The organism is Magnetococcus marinus MC-1 (assembly GCF_000014865.1).
Taxonomy (GTDB): Bacteria; Pseudomonadota; Magnetococcia; order Magnetococcales; family Magnetococcaceae; genus Magnetococcus; species Magnetococcus marinus.
This window is the reverse complement of the sequence record NC_008576.1, coordinates 897902-915081: the sequence shown is the minus strand read 5'-3', so window position 1 is coordinate 915081 and position 17180 is coordinate 897902. Positions and strand designations below refer to the sequence as shown.

The 17180-nt window shown below is 53.7% G+C and carries 11 protein-coding genes; 7 read left to right on the top strand and 4 right to left on the bottom strand.

Annotation, left to right across the window (positions count from 1 at the left end; all coding sequences use genetic code 11):
• The first annotated feature begins 289 nt into the window (after nt 1-289).
• The 4 genes from MMC1_RS03780 (at nt 290) to MMC1_RS03765 (ending at nt 5130) form a co-directional block, all read left to right on the top strand.
• Complete coding sequence (locus MMC1_RS03780; protein WP_011712420.1) at nt 290-2287, top strand: methyl-accepting chemotaxis protein; 1998 nt, start codon at nt 290-292, stop codon at nt 2285-2287.
• A gap of 11 nt (nt 2288-2298) precedes the next feature.
• Nucleotides 2299-3219 carry a hypothetical protein gene (locus tag MMC1_RS03775; RefSeq protein ID WP_011712419.1) on the top strand — a complete coding sequence of 307 codons (921 nt, stop codon included), beginning with the start codon at nt 2299-2301 and terminating at the stop codon, nt 3217-3219.
• A 116-nt stretch (nt 3220-3335) separates the two neighbouring features.
• Nucleotides 3336-4280, top strand: a complete 945-nt coding sequence (gene hemC, locus MMC1_RS03770) for a hydroxymethylbilane synthase (RefSeq protein WP_011712418.1) — start codon at nt 3336-3338, stop codon at nt 4278-4280.
• 70 nt (nt 4281-4350) lie between these two features.
• A complete protein-coding gene (locus MMC1_RS03765) occupies nt 4351-5130 on the top strand; it encodes a uroporphyrinogen-III synthase (protein ID WP_011712417.1) in 780 nt (259 codons plus the stop codon).
• A gap of 66 nt (nt 5131-5196) precedes the next feature.
• Here the strand turns inward: MMC1_RS03765 and MMC1_RS03760 are convergent, their stop codons facing one another.
• The 3 genes from MMC1_RS03760 to MMC1_RS03750 form a co-directional block, all read right to left on the bottom strand.
• Nucleotides 5197-6702 carry a GAF domain-containing protein gene (locus MMC1_RS03760; protein WP_160162657.1) on the bottom strand — a complete coding sequence of 502 codons (1506 nt, stop codon included), beginning with the start codon at nt 6700-6702 and terminating at the stop codon, nt 5197-5199.
• A gap of 32 nt (nt 6703-6734) precedes the next feature.
• Nucleotides 6735-7592 (bottom strand): phosphate/phosphite/phosphonate ABC transporter substrate-binding protein, encoded by an 858-nt coding sequence (gene phnD / locus MMC1_RS03755; protein WP_011712415.1) that lies wholly within the window; start codon nt 7590-7592, stop codon nt 6735-6737.
• Nucleotides 7593-7715: 123 nt separating this feature from the next.
• Nucleotides 7716-10103 carry a DEAD/DEAH box helicase gene (locus tag MMC1_RS03750; RefSeq protein ID WP_041641935.1) on the bottom strand — a complete coding sequence of 796 codons (2388 nt, stop codon included), beginning with the start codon at nt 10101-10103 and terminating at the stop codon, nt 7716-7718.
• A 409-nt stretch (nt 10104-10512) separates the two neighbouring features.
• On the opposite strand from MMC1_RS03750, the gene MMC1_RS19565 reads away from it, so the two are divergent.
• From MMC1_RS19565 to MMC1_RS03735, 3 genes are read left to right on the top strand one after another with little or no spacing between them, the layout of a single operon-like run.
• A complete protein-coding gene (locus tag MMC1_RS19565; RefSeq protein WP_011712413.1) occupies nt 10513-13173 on the top strand; it encodes a peptidase domain-containing ABC transporter in 2661 nt (886 codons plus the stop codon).
• Entirely contained in the window at nt 13170-15311 is a 2142-nt protein-coding gene (locus MMC1_RS03740; RefSeq protein ID WP_011712412.1) for a peptidase domain-containing ABC transporter, read from the top strand. Before MMC1_RS19565 ends, MMC1_RS03740 begins: the two co-directional genes overlap by 4 nt.
• Before the next feature lies 1 nt (nt 15312).
• Complete coding sequence (locus tag MMC1_RS03735) at nt 15313-16680, top strand: HlyD family type I secretion periplasmic adaptor subunit (protein WP_011712411.1); 1368 nt, start codon at nt 15313-15315, stop codon at nt 16678-16680.
• 47 nt (nt 16681-16727) lie between these two features.
• Here the strand turns inward: MMC1_RS03735 and MMC1_RS03730 are convergent, their stop codons facing one another.
• Complete coding sequence (locus MMC1_RS03730) at nt 16728-17177, bottom strand: hypothetical protein (RefSeq protein ID WP_041640763.1); 450 nt, start codon at nt 17175-17177, stop codon at nt 16728-16730.
• Between the last annotated feature and the right edge of the window lie 3 nt (nt 17178-17180).

Sequence of the window (17180 nt, the reverse complement as noted above, 5' to 3'; positions counted from 1 at the left end):
CACCACCGCGCACACACTCTAATGAACTGTCACCCAGAGCCTACCCGGGGAAGCACGATTTTAGCAAAGGGCCTCACGGCCCGTTACGTAGCTTTTCAAGCTGTTCCACCAAAACTACCTTTTTATCGCTTAAATTTTGCTTGTACACCAAGGTTCTCTATATACTACTGTGCTAAAGATGTTTTTTTTACACAACACCGGTCAGGTGCAGGACATTTAATAATACACCTAGCGCGTTACTACCCAAACTTTGCGGATTGGGTTGTCTTTATGGTGCGGAGAGTTGGGCATGTTTAAAAATGTACGGATTGGCATGAAGTTGGCCATTGGCTTTGGCATCGTGATTGTCCTGATGCTTGTGTTGGGCGGATTTGCCGTGCACGAGATGCAAAATCTGGCGGATAATACCAATAAACTTTACAAACATCCCTATACCGTGAGCACCGCTGCCCTGCGGGTACAAGGGGATATGGTGCGTATGCACCGTAGTATGAAGGATGTCGCTCTGGCTAAGCGGATAGAGGATATCGACAAGGCCAAAAAACAGGTGGATGCCTATGAACAAAATGTTCTGCAAGACTTCGCCACCCTCAAAGAAGCCTATTTGGGCGACCTAGAAGATATTGATAAGCTCGAAGAGCGCTTTAATGGGTGGAAAACCATTCGGGATGAGGTCATTGCCCTCATGCGCGAAGGCAACCGCGAAAAAGCCGCCGATATTACTAAGCATAAAGGGGCTGAGGTGGTCAACGAGCTTGAGAGCGGCATCAAGGAGATTGTCGATTTTGCCACGCAAAAAGCCAGTGCCTTTGCCCAAGGGGCCGCCGCATCAAGCCAGCGCACCATTACCATTACGGTCATTTTGTTGCTTGTCTCGGTCCTCTTCGCGCTGGCTATCTCCTGGACCATCACCACGCTGATTGTTGCTCCCCTCAAACGGGCGCTGGATGTCACCCATCGCATAGCCAAGGGGGATTTAAGCTATGACCGCGAAATTACCCGCACCGATGAAGTGGGCATGCTGCAACGCTCGTTGCAAGAGACCGTGGTGAGTTTGCGCCAGATTTTTACCGAAATTCAGGATCGCGTCGGCCAACTCAATGGTGCCGCAGAGACCCTGGGCGGCGTGGCAAATGCCATGAAATCCAACGCCACCACCATGCGTAAACGGGTTGATGAAGTGGCATCCTCTGCCGAGGAGATGAGCACCAACATGGATGCCATCTCAGACCAAGCCAGACGTTCAGACGAGAATATGCAGACCATTGCCCAAGCCTCTATGCAGGCTTCGACCAACATGAGCACCATCTCCGCCGCCGCCGAAGAGGCCTCCACCAACCTAAGCACGGTGGCCGCCGCCGCAGAGGAGGCAACCACCAGCATGGAGCATGTAAACAGTGCCGCCAAACGCTCCACCCACAGTGTGGAGAGTGTGACCGGTGAAGTCCAAGGGGTGACCGATTCCCTGGTTGAAGTGCGCACCCAATGTAAAGCCGCCAGCAGTGAATCGGCCAGTGCCAGCGCCATTACCCAAGGCAACGCCGCCGTCATGAATGAGTTGGCTAAATCCACCCGTGAAATCGGCAAAGTGGTGAAGTTGATCAATGATATTGCCGACCAAACCAACATGCTGGCCCTAAACGCCTCTATTGAGGCCGCTGGAGCGGGTGAGGCAGGCAAGGGTTTTGCGGTGGTGGCCAACGAGGTTAAAGAGCTGGCGGGCCAAACCGCCGACGCGACCCGCTCCATCAGCCAACAGATTGATGAGATCCAGAAAAAAACCCTGCAAGCCACCGACTCCAGCCAAGAGATCTCACGCATTATTGAGCGGTTAAACCTCTCAAACGAAGAGATTTTAAATGCGGTGGATATCCAAAGCAGTTCCATTGAGTCCATCTCCACCTCCATGAATGACGTTAACCGTGAATCCATGGAAGTCAGCCGTCGCGTTATCGAGTCCCACGAAGGCATGGAGGAGGTCACCCGCAATGTGAGCGAGATTAATGCCGGCATTGTCGAAGTTACCCGCAGCGTGAGCGAAGCAAGCACCGGCATTGATCAAATGGCCTACAATGTCCAACAAGCCACGCGAGGCAACGCGGAGATCAGCGGCAATGTGGCCATCGCGGCCACCTCATCTAAAGAGATTGCCCATAATATGGTCGAAGCCCGCAAAGCGGCGGTGGGCATTGCCGACATGAGCGGCACGGTCAACAACCATGCCTCATCCGTCTCCACCATCGCCAGTGAACTGGACGCGATGATGAAGCGCTTTAAACTCGCATAAGGGGGACGGTCATGCAGCGCCTCATCTTAACCCTACTGTTGTTGCTTTGGCCCGTGCTCGGCATGGCGGCCACCCCGGGTGATGTGCTGGTCTCGGTTCAGGCATTGGCTGAGGATTTGGAGGCCATTCGCGTCAAAGTGGGCGGCCAAGCCAATACCCAACCGGAGCTTCCCATCGAGGGGGCCTCCCCCCGTGAGGTGTTTTATCAAGCGGAAAGTATCGAGTCCAAGATCATCGACCTGCTCGCCCAACGGGCCAATCTTGAGCGCCGCCCCCTGCTGTTCACCCCCAAGGGTAACATTACACCGGGTCACTCCTTACAGGTGCTGGAACATGCTCGCGCCCTGCTGGCCGAAGGTAGAGTGGCGCTGGGCGCGGGCCAAGCTGCCGTCAAAGCAGCCCCGGCAAAGGCGACCCCAAGCGATGTTTACAAGGCGCTGTTCCAGGCCAATCGCCAAATCAACCTGCTGCTTACACGAAAAATCATCCCCAGCGATGTTTTTCAACGGGTGGAGCAGTCGGTGCAAATCGCTCAACTACTCAATAGAGTGTATGGCGGCAATCCCGCCTTACAGCAACCCGCCCTGGATTTAAGCCATACCCCCGTGCAGGTCTACGACGCAATGTTAGCCTGTTTTCACATCACCCATGAGATTATGCGCGCCGCCAACGTGAAGAGCATGCAGTTGGATCTAGCCCACAGTGCCACGAAGCAGGTGACACCAGGGGATGTCTATGATTTGGCATCGTTGCTCTACTCAGAGCTGGCCCATCTCTATTTTGCTCTACCCAACCGCCCGCTCACACCTGGGGTCTTTTACGCAGGCCAAAAAAAACCCGGCCATGTGCTGCAACTGGCTAAGGGATTAGAGCACCAATTGCTTCAACTTAAAGAGCATGTCGCCAGTAATCCAACCAAATTGAGTCACTAATTTTGGGCATACCCCCGCGTTGTTGCCAGATCTCCACCACGACGGATGGACATCTGTGTTCATAAACGGCACAATGCGGGGCATCTGGATGAATATATTGATCAAGGAGTAGCATCTTGAGTGACCCACAACTGGTTCGTATCGGTACCCGTGGTAGCGCCTTGGCGGTGTGGCAGGCTGAATGGGTAAAGTCCCAACTTCAAGCGCACCATCCCGGTATTATCGTGGAGCTGGAGCTTATCAAAACCAAAGGGGATAAAATTTTAGATGTCCCCCTTGCCAAAGTGGGTGGCAAAGGTCTGTTTGTTAAAGAACTGGAAGAGGCGATGCTTGATGGCCGCGTCGATCTGGCCGTCCACTCTATGAAAGATGTGCCCGCCGAATTTCCCGATGGCCTTATGCTAGGTCCCATCCTCAAGCGCGAGGACCCCCGCGATGCGCTACTCTCCATCCACTACCAGAGTTTGGCTGAACTGCCCCAGGGCGCTCTGATTGGTTCCTCTTCGCTGCGGCGCCAAAGCCAGATCAAGGCCAAACGTCCGGATCTGCGTCTGGATTGGTTACGGGGCAATGTGGGCACCCGCATACAAAAATTGGTAGAGGGGCAATTTGATGCCATTATCTTGGCGGCGGCCGGGGTAAAACGTCTGGGGCTGACCGAACACGTGGTGCAATATTTGGAACCTGAAGAGATGCTGCCTGCGGTGGGCCAAGGTGCGGTAGGCATCGAACATCGGGTGGACGATGCCCGCATCGCCACGCTGCTTGCCCCGCTCTACCATAAAGAGACCCATAGCTGTGTTACCGCAGAACGGGCCTTTTTGGCTAAGCTAGAGGGGGGCTGTCAAGTACCCATCGCCGGTTATGCCACCCTGCACGAAGATACCTTAACCCTACGGGGATTGGTCGCCGAGGTTGAGGGGGGCCGCGTGGTGCAAGCCCAGTGTCAGGGTCCCCGCGCCGATGCTTATCGCATGGGACAGCAATTGGCCACCCAACTGCTGGAGGCCGGTGGCGGTGCCATCCTACAAGCCGTATACAACCAGGACACCTTGTCTTAAAGGGGCAATAAGAGGTTTAACCCCCCGGTTTAAGCCTCTTCTGTTCTAAGGATATTGATGGGGGGGCACCATGGCAACACCTGCACTGCACCAGCGCACCATCCTGGTAACCCGCCCTCAACCCGAGGCAGATGCCACCGCCCTGTTGATTCTCCAAGCAGGGGGCACCCCCATCATCACCCCTATGCTGAATATCGCACCTGCCGAGGATAGCCAGCCTTTGCAGCAAGCCATAGCGGCCATCCACAGCTTTGATGGTGTACTCATCACCAGTGCCAATGCGGCCCGCGCCTATCTGGATGCCTTGGCCGCCCAAGCACAACCCCTCTCTGGCACCCCACCCTGTTTTGCCGTTGGCCCCAAGACGGCGGAACTGCTGCGGGCGGGCGGGGCAACGGTCTGTCAACCCAGCAGCCGCTTTGATGGCGAAGCCTTGGCCGAGGCGATTAATCAATGGCAGGGCAAGGGGCGCCATTTTCTCTTTCCCCGTGCCGCTATTGGTCGTGAAACGTTGATTGATGGGCTGGAAAACGACGACCACCGCGTCACCATGGTTGCCGCCTACCGGGCGCTACCGGCCCAACAGTTGAGTGCGCAAGCGCACCGCTACTTGCGTGAAAAACGGGTGGATGCGGCCCTGTTTTTTAGCAGCCGCACCGCAACCACCTTTTTTGAACTCTTGATCTCGCAAGCTTTGGAACCCGCAGAGATGGTGCTGGCCGCGCTAAGCCCAGTGACCGCTGAACGTATGGCCTCCCTTGGGTTTGCTGCCCATGTTATTGCCCCTCAGGCGACGGCAGAATCTCTACTCCAAGCCTTAGCCGACCACTGGAACCGCCCGACGCTTTAACGCCAACCCAACCGCACTGCCACCACCCAAGCTGGGGCTTCTCCACATCCTCCGCCAGCCATCCATTCAGCGCGCTTGCTCCTCACGGAATGTTAGGGTTGTTTGGCGATTTAACTTTAGCCGAGCCTGCCCTCGCAAGGTATAGAGCCCCTGGGAAAGCGTGCTGGCCAATTCTGAAAAGAGCATGGACTCATCAGGGCCAAACACCCCTTGCTGTTGAGAATAGAGCGATAACACCCCAAAACTGCCGCTCTCATCCCCTAAAGGAAAGGACGCACAGGTAGAGAAATTTTGACTTTTTGCACTATTCAACCATGGTTTAAAGCGTGGGTCTGTCTCAATATCATCCACGATAACGGGTCGATTTTCCCGTATGGCACGGCCAGCGGGGCCGCGCCCCAACAACGAATCATCCCAGCGCACACAGAGTTTTTCCATATAGCTTTGCTCAAAACCGTGCCACGCCACCGGGATCACGCGCTGTTCCCCCCCCTGCTCAGCCATTCCGATCCACACCAGAGAATAGCCCCCCTGATGGGCAATAATGTGACAAATCTCTTTTAATAAAGCCTCTTCATCCACACTTTGTGCGACCGCGATATGGCATTGACTAACCAGTCGATAGTGGCGATTGAGCGTCTCCAACTGTTTTTGGTTCGCCTCCAGCGCCGCCTGCACCAGTTTAATATTGGTGATATTTTCCTGGCTGATCACAACCCGTGGCGGCCCCTGCCATGGGACTTGATAGGCCCGCAAGCTGTACCAGCGACGCGCTTTGCTATAGCTACACTCATACTCAAGCACAAAACGTTGCCGCTCGCCACGCAACACCTGCTCAATACCTTGCCGCCCATAATTTTCTTCTCCTTGGCCAAACCAGGAGGCCGGATAGATCTCAAAAAAGGAGCGACCCACCCCGTAGGAGGCCTGTTCCAACTGGGGATTATTCTCACGCCAAGCACGGTTGGTGGTGACGATTACCCCCTCGTGATCCACAATCACGATTTGGGTAGCGGTGGCATCCAACATACTGTCAAGAAAGGAGAGGCTTTGGCTTAAATCTTGGGTTCGTCGTGCAACTTCAGCCTCCATCGGTCGCAGCGTCCAACGAAACAGCAAGTACCAAAGCAGCCCGCCGGTCAGCAGCACCATGATGAGCGAAAAGCCTAGCAGTTGCTGTTGGAGCGTGCGCAAGCTTGCGTGCATGTCACGGCTTAGGTAGGCCAATTTTAGCTGGAGCTCATTGTCGGAAAAATGGACCTGTAGTTGGTCCACTTGATCCTGCTCGCTATAGCCACCCCGCTGCTGGTGAAAGAGGGGTTGCCCATTGGTAAAGGTGGCTTGAAAAAGGGAGATATCTTGATGATTGTTAAACCAACGGGCCAGCAGTTGCTTGGCTTCAATATAGTCATGACGCGACATCGCATCACCAAGAAAGTCACCAATCAACTCTAACTCAGCATGGATACGCTGAGTTTCGTACTTGTAGCGTTCGTGCTTCTGCTGCTGATAGATCCCATACACAATGCCACTCACCAGCACAGAGAGAACCAGCAAAATGGTTCCCAGCATGATGCCTTGCTTCATGGTAAACGAGGGGCGCATCACGGTTGCTGCAAAACAGGTAGGACTTCCCGCAAAATGGTGCGGTGCAAGTCATAATCACTATCCTTAACCGAAACAAAGGCGGTTAATTTACGGTTAATGCTTTGCAGCACACCAAGCCCCTGCTCGGTGGTATGCAACTGCATCAGCAGTTGACGGATGCGCGCTTGTAGCGCCGCAGGCATATCACTACGGGTAACAAACAGATGGGTCGAAAGCAGGGGCGAGGTTGCCAACAGATGCAGATCTAACCCCATGGATTCACGATAAACTTCTTCGGCCACAGCGCCGGCATCAAACTCTCCAAAGGCAACCCCTAGCAACACATTCTCATGATTGCGCAGATGTTTATAGGTGGCCAACTGGGCCAGCCGCACCCCTTTTTGCATGATCATATAGAGAGGCACCTGACTGCTCAGGGTCGAGTTGATGTTGCCAAATGCCATACGCTTACCGGCTAACTGATCCAAGCTGGTTATGGGACTGTTGTTGCTCACAACAATAACCGCGCGAAAATAGGGCGTGCCATCAAAGGCGTAGCGTACCAGCAATGGTTTTTTGCCATAGTGGTCTGTAACCGCCACATAGGGGCTGCCCCCTAAAAAGGCTATATCTAGCTTATTCTCACCAATTTGTTCGATGTGTTCCTGATAGTTACGTGCAATTTTAATATGTACAGGCCGGCCCAGTTGTTCCCCTAAATAGCGCACAAGTGGGGTATATTTTTCCAGCAAACTGGCGCTACTTAAATAGGGCATAAACCCCAACGTCAGAGGTTTTTCCTCTTGCGCATGCAGCGGAAATAATGGCAGTAACAAACCTATCGCCACCCCCAACAGCCGAATGAATGGGGACATAAAGTTCTCCGTACAACAGAATAATTACCGTTAGCTGACCTCGGTCAACCTGTTTCGCCGTTGTAGCGTGGCCAGTAAACAGGCTTAACAAACCGCTCATCATCACACAAATACATTCATAATTCAAGATCTTGACAACAGTTGCAACACCTTTATAGCGGCATCACGGGGTCCGTTAGCCCGTTGTTCCTCGGCATCCAACAAAGCGCCGACGCAAGCCGGACAGCCCTGCTTACACGCGCACCGCTGGACCAGGTTTAAGCCATCCTCAACAATCTGCTCAGCCCATTGGTAAAGGGGTTCGCTAAAACCGATACCACCGGGGTAATTATCATATAGAAACAGGGTAGGGGCAAAAGTTCCGCATAAATTTTCTAGCGTTAGGGGTTGACCTTCGGCATCGCGCAAGCCTCCCCGCCGGTTGGCGTCTTGGGTTGCCGACCAACCTGCCTGATCATCCCCGACAGCCCGCCCCAGATCCCCCCGCTCGGCCATTACCCGCACGGCCGCCACCGTATGCAACGCATACGCCGCCCCCAAAAATCCGCTCAGTGCCTGCCAACGGTTGGCAAAGGCCGCCTCCAACACTTGGGCCTGCATCCGCCACCAGAGGGCGGTGGTGTGCATCTCTTGATCCGGCAAATGAATCTGCCCAAAGCCAACATTCTCATGGGTATAGTAACGAATTTTTTTAAACCCTGCGACCCGCCGCACCAGGTGTACCTCACCATGCCCCTTTTCTATGCCAGCGCGATCCTCGCCTTCAAAGCGGTCTAGAATCTTGAGTTTGGTATAGTCGATGGCATCGGTGTAGTAGTCTGCTTTGGTTCGCTTAACAAATGCCTTACGCCCCTCCCAATCCAGCTGCTCCACCTGATAGGGTGTCGCTTGGATCATATAGATGGCCTTTTCATAGAGGGTCATGGCTGCGGCACTGTAGTCTACTTCCGCCACCACCCGTTGACCACCATCGGTCCGATCAATCACCACAAAGTTACCATCGGCCACCGAGCGCAAGCTGACACTGTTGGCTGGATAGCTATCGGCGTTCCAGTGCCACTGGTTGCCCTCATGGTGCAACACCCCCTCCTCTTCTAAATAACCCAGCAGCTCCACCAGCACCTCTTTGCCAAACGACTCCCCATCCTTAAAGGGCAGCTCAAAAGCCGCACAACGCACATGGTCAAGTAAGATTAAAAGCTGATCTGGGGCAATACGCGCCTGTTCCGGCGAGGCTGCGCTAAAAAAATCGGGATGCCGCACAATAAATTGATCCAAGGCATCGCTGGCCCCCACCAATATCCCCAATGCGGGTTGATTGCGCCGCCCAGCCCGCCCCAAACGTTGCCAGGTCGCCGCGATGGAACCGGGATAGCCGTTGAGCACACAACAGGCCAGATCCCCAATATCCACCCCCAACTCCAAGGCAGAGGTCGCCACCACACAGCTTACATCCCCCTCCCGCAGTTTTTGCTCGACATGGCGCCGTTCGCTGGGCAGATAGCCCCCCCGGTAGGCGGCAATGCGTTCGGGACGGCGGGGATCTTTATCAAAAATATCCTTTAAATATTTGGTAATAACCTCCACCATCAGGCGCGTACGGGTAAACACAATGGTCTTCACCCCATGGTCGACCGCCATATGCGCCAATTGCGTACTCTGGGAGCGGGCCGAGGCACGGATCCCCAGATCTTCATTTACCACAGGCGGATTCCAGAGCAGAATGCTCTTTTCACCACTTGGCGCGCCACTTTCGGTAATGGCCGTCACCGGCGCTTGCAACAGGGCCTCGGCCAGTTGCTGAGGATTGGCGATGGTGGCGGAGCAAAAAATAAATTGGGGCTTTACCCGATAGAACGCGCAAATACGTTTTAAGCGCCGCAACAGGTTGGCCATATGCGACCCAAAAACCCCCCGGTAGGTGTGGGTCTCATCAATTACCACATAGGCAAGACTTTCAAAAAATTGCGCCCATTTGGTGTGGTGGGGAAGCACCCCCTGATGCAACATATCCGGGTTGGAGATCACAATATCCCCTTTGCTCCGCACCGCTTTACGGGCATCCGCAGGGGTGTCACCATCAAAGGTAAACACTTTAACCCCAAGGGACTGCTGACGGTTAAGCTCCAGCAGCTCTGCCAGTTGATCTTGTGCTAATGCCTTCGTTGGAAAAAGGTAAAGCGCTTTCGCCTGACGCTGGCGGACCCCTTGCAACACCGGCAGATTATAGCAGAGGGTTTTACCTGATGCGGTTGGGGTCACCACCACCACATGCTCACCAGCGGCCAGAGCATCCCAACACCCCCGCTGGTGAGTGTAGAGCTGCTGCACCCCACGCCCTTGTAAAGCGGCAACAATCGAGGCATCCAATCCTTCGGGGAACGGCGCATAGCGGGCCGCTTGCGCCGGGATTTTAATGTGCCCTGTAATGCGTTGCGCATAGCCCTTCTGCAAACGCTCAAGCAGGGCGTTCACCCCCCCCTGATCCACCGGGGAAAGGGGAGGCGCCATGCCGGGATGCGGGGTAGAATGGGACGTCACAAGAACACTCTCCTGCTCTTAAAGTTGCATGCCATAGCTCTGTTTAGCCCCGCATAACCCCGATCATTAAGTGATGCTCTCATCATGACCGCTTGTCCAGTAAAGACGCACACAGGCACAGGCAAAAAATTCTAAGGCTTTATATTCGTTTTATTTTGCAACATTTTGTGTCGATGTAGCCGAATTTCTTTCCGAGTTAGGCACGGTGTTTGCTTAAATTATCCTACGTTTACCAGAAATCATGAGATCGTAGCACCATGGATCATCCTTTTTGGTAGGCATTTGTGCTGGATTGCCGCATAATTCCTGGTTGTCTAGTCAGACATTTTAGACAGCCCCCCTTTAACTGGCACGCATAGCTAGAGACTCTACGGCACCAATGAACGTTCAAACCTTCTTTCACAAAGAGGATTGGCCTGCAAAACTTACCCCCTTTACCATCATGCGGGGGGTGATTCGTTATGTGCTGCTACTGAGTGTCGTCATCAACTTGTTGGGCCTTGCCCTACCGTTGACGCTGCTCCAGGTTTATGATCGCATCCTACCCAACCAAGCCTATAGCACCCTTCAAGTGCTCATGTTAATGGTGCTTGCTGCGGTTACATTGGAGAGCACCCTTAAAACCATCCGCACCTATATTGGTGGTTGGGTAGGGGCGCGTTTTGAACACCGCTCCAGTTATCTGGCGCTGGAGCGCATGCTCTATACCAACCTGTCCACCTTTGAAAAATCGGGCTCTGGGGAACACCTTGAGCGCATGGAAAGCCTTGGTACAATTAAGGATTTTTATGCAGGCCAAGCGATGCAGGTCTATTTGGACCTTATTTTTGTACCCATTTTTCTTTTTTTCATTTGGCACATCGGCGGCTATATGGTTTTTGTGACCATTGCCACTTTTGGCTTCTTTGTGTTTGCCGCGCTGCTGGTGGGTGATCGCCTAAAAAAAGCGGTCAAAGAGCGTTCCGTGGCCGACGAACGACGCCTGAACTTTATCATCGAAGTTCTCACCGGCATGCACTCCGTTAAGGGCATGGCGATGGAAGCTCAAATGCTACGCCGCTATGAACGCCTGCAAGAAGGGTGTGCCAACAACGCCAAACAGGTGGTTCTAGAGAGCAACAGCGCTCAGGGTTTAGGGAGCTTTTATGCCCAAATCAACACCATTTTGATCGCGGCTGTAGGCTCGACCTTGGTGATTGATCACCAGCTAACCATCGGTGGCTTGGCAGCATGTACCATGCTCTCTGGCCGTGCCATGGGGCCCCTTCAGCAGGCGGTGGGCATCTGGGCCCGTTGGCAGACCATCCGTCTGGCCAAAGAGCGCATGCAAGAGATCTTTCGCATGCAGCCGGATATTCATGACAACATGGAAGATTGCCCGGAGATCGAGGGTAAGCTGGAGCTGAAAAATGTCAGCTACCAATTTGACGATGACCACCCCCCCCTTCTGCACGATCTTAATTTGGTGGTTGAACCCGGTGAAATCATAGCGGTACGTGGTGACAACGGTAGCGGCAAGACCTCCCTCTTATGGTTAATGATGGGAGCTTTGCCCGCCACCGAGGGCGAGGTCTATCTGGATGATGTGCCCATCCGCATCTACGACCCCAAATCGATGCGGGATAAAGTCTCTTATCTACCCCAGGCTGGGGTATTATTCCAAGGCACCTTGCTCGATAACATCACCATGTTTCGTGAAGAGTTGTATGATGCCGCCATGGACGTCATCGCCTTGATGAAACTGGAAGAGGTGATCTCCAGCATGCCCAAAGGCATCGACACGCACATTGATGATGGCTCCAAAGAGTCTCTGCCCAAAGGGATTCGCCAACGCATTTGCATTGCTCGGGCACTGCTGGAAAAACCCAAGCTTATTCTCTTTGACGAGGCCAATGCCGCCATCGACGGGGCCGGTGATGAGCAACTTAAACAGACCTTAGAGGGAATGCGCGGCAAAGTGACGATGATACTGGTGACAGTGCGCCCCTCTCTCTACAAGATTGCTGATCGCGTCTATGACCTGAAAAAAGGCACTTTAACCCTCGCGCCGCCGCCACCCCCTCGTGCGGATGCCCCTCCTGCTGCTGGTGCGCTACCCGCCGGGGCTAAACCCCCTGCCCCTCCTGCTGCTGGTGCCCCTCCTGCTGGTGCCCCTCCTGCTGGTGCCCCTCCTGCTGGTGCCCCTCCTGCTGGTGCTGGTGCCCCTGCTGCTGGTGCCCCTGCTGCTGGTGCCCCTGCTGCTGGTGCCCCTCCTGCTGGTGCCCCTCCTGCTGCTGGTGCCCCTGCTGCTGGTGCGCTACCCGCCGGGGCTAAACCCCCTGCTACGGCGACCCCCGTACCACCAGATAGCAAACCGCCCGCAGCAACGGCGGCATCGACGGGCGTACCATCAACCGTGCCCGCATCCGCCACGCAACAGCGTTCTGCACCCTCTTCTTCGCCAGCGGTGGACGCCGTTGCTAAAGCGGCGCAAGAAGATATGCAACGCCGTGCCGAGGCGCGAGCCCGTGCCCGAGCTGAAAAAGAGAGTAAAGAGCGGGTCCGTGCCGATATGATCGAACGGCGCAAAATGGAGGCTGAAGAAAAAGAAAAACAAGAGGCCGAAGCGGAACTACGTCGGCTGGCTGCCATGAAACAGGCGGCCTTACGACAGACCGCCCTGCGCCGTGCCCGCCAAGAGAGCGCGATAGAAAACACCCAAGGGGAGAGTGCTGTCACCAACCCTCCTACGGGGCGCCGCCCTAGCCGACCGGAAGATGAGGGCGGTCCGGACCGTCCCGGTGGTGGTGGCGGGCGTCGGCCCAAGCGGCGGCGCGTCCGCGATACGGCCAAGGGCAAACCAGCCCAAAGTGGTCACAAAGCAGGGACAACTCAAGCTTCGTTAACCGAATCGCTGCCCCAGCAACCGTCTATTCTGCGTCGACCCAAACGCGGGCAACGGCTGGAAGACTCACCTCAGGCTGCACGCGCCCAGGCGGCGTGTAAACCCAACGCCAGACGTAAAAAAGTTGTTGGCGATAGCAGCGGGGAGCCGGTATGAGTGTTGAAATTAAAGCCGTTGAGATCCCAAAGGTAAGCGGTATTCTGGCTGAATTTGCCCAGGCATCCGACTTTGGGGCCTGTATGATTCCCCTGCTTTCCGCGCTGAATTGGCGTGGCGATATGCGCCATGTGGCAGAATCACTGCCCCACTTTGTGGAAACACTGGACCTCACCGGCTTCCGCAACATGATGGCCCACCTTAATTATCGCAGCGAAGATATTCGCATGCCCATTGATAAGGTGGATGATCGCCTGTACCCCTTTCTCTATATCCCTGACAAACAGGGTGCCATGGTGGTTTTTGGGCGTAATGAAGATGGCAGCCTAGATATCTTTGATGGCTCTTCTGGCGAGCGCTTTAACCTAACCGACTTTAAGGTAAAAGGACGCGCCTTTTTCTTCCAACCCATGGATGTCGAAGAGGTTCAGCAAACCCAATCTCGCATTGGCTGGTTTCGTATGGTCATGGAGCGGTTTCGCACCTTTTTTTACTATATTCTAGGTATTACCTTTGTGATCACCCTATTGCAGGTGGTCACCCCTCTTTATGTGATGCAGGTCTATGACCGGGTGGTCGGTTCGGGCTCTATGAGCACATTGGCCTTTCTGGTCGGTGGCGCCCTCGCTGCGCTGGGCTTTGACTGGGGCTTTCGGCGCATGCGCGCGGTTATGTTAGGCTACGTGGGGGCGCGCCTTGATAACATCATTGGCAACGCCGTCTTTCAGCGTATTCTCTATCTACTCCCCGCCTATACCGAGCGGGCTACCATTGGCTCTCAGGTCGCGCGGATTCGAGATTTTGAATCCATCCGTGAATTTTTTACTGGCGCCCTGGTCGTGGTCTTTCTTGAGCTACCCTTTACGGTGGTCTTTCTGCTGGTGATTGCCTCACTGGCTGGTCCTTTGGCCTTTGTACCCATGGTTACCATGATTTTGTTTGTCATCCTGTGGGTGACGATGACCCCACTGGTGAGCAATTCGGGCGCGACGGCACGTCGCTTTAGCTCTCAAAAGCAGTCTTTCATTGTTGAAGCCCTCAACTCCATGCGGGCCATTAAATATTGCCGCGCAGAAGATATTTGGCTGGATCGCTTTCGCGAGATGTCGGCCAAGGCCGCCCAAGCAAATTTTAAGACCTCGTTTATCAACGCGATTGTGCAATCGTTGGGGTCGGCATTTATCGTGCTTTCCGGCCTGGGCACCATCGGTTGGGGGGTGTTGCGCGTCCTTTCGGGGGACATGACCGTTGGGGGACTGGTGGCGTGCATGGTGCTGGTGTGGCGGGTATTAACCCCTATGCAGGCCCTGTTTACCGCGATGACCCGGTTAGAGGCGATTCGTGCCTCCGTTGCTCAGGTTAACAACCTCATGAATGTTAAACCCGAGCGCGAGCCCCACGCCCCCATTAAAAAGATTGCCCAGTTCCGTGGGGATGTCACCTTTTCACGGGTCTCTATCCGCTACAGTCAAGAGGCTGACCCTGCGCTGGTTGGCGTCACCTTTGAAGCCAAGGCTGGAGAATGTATTGTCGTGATAGGCGGCAATGGTTCAGGTAAATCAACCCTGGTTAAATTGATTGCCGGCATTTACAGCCCACAAGCTGGGGGTATTTTTATTGATGGCCGCGATACCCGGCAGTTGGACCCCATTGAATTGCGGCAGGCGATTGCCTATGTTCCACAAACGGTCAACCTGTTCCACGGCACCATTGCACAAAATCTACGACTGGCCCACCCCACCGCCTCCCAAGAAGAATTAGAGGACGCGTGCAGCAAAGCTACCGTATTGGAAGAGATTTTGGCTTTGCCCAAGGGGTGGTGGACCCGCATTGGCGACTCTCGCTCTTCTCAGCTTTCGTCGGGATTTATCCAAAAGCTATCCTTGGCGCGGGCCTATCTTAAAAAAGCGCCGGTTATCCTGTTTGATGAGCCTGCCAACGCTTTGGATTGGGATGCGGACGATGCTTTTCAAAATGTGGTGAAAGAGTTAAAGGGAAAATCCACCATTTTCATAGTGACCCACAGTCCCAGACACCGCAAATTAGCCGATCAACTGCTCTATCTGGAACGGGGCTATTTGCAGCTTGCAGGCCCTGCCGAAGAGGTAGAAGCGCGCCTGCCAAAAGGGTTGATTTAAGATGAACGCCGAACGTGAAGAAAAGCAACCTAACGAGGTCAAAAAAATCCCCACCGGCAAACGTCAGGAGCGTTTGTTAGCCCAATCTGTGGTATTGGAAGAGGCGGGTATCTCTCGTCTGTTAAAGATTGCCACCGTGGCCGTTGCAGGGGCTATTTTGATTTTTTTCATCTGGGCTAATTTTGCCAATATGGAAGAGGTTGCACACACCACCGGCGAGGTAGCCACAACGGATACCATCCAGTTTGCACAGCATCTGGAAGGTGGCATCGTTGGGGAAATTTTTATTGAAGAAGGGCAGCGCGTTACCCAGGGACAGCCTCTTGCCCAGATGAAATCGGAAGATGTGCTGGCAGAGTATAACCAAATGCACGCTCGCGAGGCGATTTTAGCGCTACAGGTTGCCCAAAAGCGGGCCTTGATCAACAGCGAACCTATTGATCTAAGCGGCATTGAGCGCCCTCTTTTTGACCATATGATTGCGGAATCCGTCGATTTTTTGGATGCACAGCGCACCTCTTTGGCCAGCCAGCGTGAGGTTATTCTGATCCAGGTCAAGCAGAAAGAGATGAAGCTAAAAAAGCTGCTCAACCAAGCCCAAGCCAATCGTCAGCAAGTACAGTACTACAATGAAGAGTTGGAGGTGCGTCGGCCCTTGACCGAGCGCAAACTCATGAGCCGCCTACAGACCCTCTCAGCCATGCAGTCTCGGGAGAAAACCCGGGCGGATATGTTAGAGTCTGAAGGGGATGTAGAAGTCACCAAATTGGAGCTCGATGAAAAATGGCAAAATTTGCGTGAAACCGAGGATAGTTTTTATCAAGATGCCATGCGCGAGCTTGATGGTGCCTATTCGGAGCTCACGCAAATTCGCACCACCCTACCCCGGTTAAGGGATCGCATGACCCGCTTGGTGGTACGCTCGCCGGTTGATGGGGTTATTAAAGAGATTAAGGTCAACGGTGTCGGCAGTGTACTGGGTCCTGGTGGTGAAATCGCTGAAATTGTCCCCCTTGAGGATACCAATAAAGTTGAGGTTAAAATTACCACGGTGGACATTGGTCACGTCGCGGTTGGTCAGGATGTTACGGTGAAAGTGAGCACTTATGATTATGCCCGTTATGGTGGCATTCAGGGGAAACTTATTGCCGTTTCACCCTCCACTTTTGTGGATGAAAACGGCAAGGACCCCTACTACCGGGGCACCATTCAATTAGATCAGAATTACGTTGGAAGCGACCCAACCAAAAATCTGCTTTTGCCTGGCATGACGGTGGAAGCGAGCATCCATACAGGTTCAAAAACCCTTATGGAATATTTGCTTAAACCCATCTATGCCTCGGTTAATGATTCGTTCCGCGAACGCTAACTCCCCGTTCCATAGCTATCGTAAAAAAGGGCCTATTCGGCCCTTTTTTATCGTTCAAAATACGTTATAACACGAATATTTTTGGCCATTTTATTGTCGTTACGCCTGTTTTTCGAAAGGGCGTGTTCTATTTTTGAAAAAAAAAGATCTGTCGAAGCTTCGCAGCGGAGCGCATATTTGCGAGAGATGGCCCTTCTATAGAAATTCCTAAAAGAACTATGCATAAAATTCACATCTAATACATAAATATATTTTTGCCTAAGTCCGGCACTACAAATGGCTATATCGTTGTTTTTATTGCCTCCTAACACTTCTATTCCCCACTTTTTTTTACTGTAAGCGTAAGCATACCTTGGTATGATGGCTGTATCGGAATTTTTCCGTAGCCCTTCCCGTGCGCCCAAAACCAAAAGGGCATACAACTTCACCGTATCGTTTTGCGGGAACAGGCAACCAATCGAGATCAAAACGCTGGTGGGCGTTTTTCTTATACTCATGGC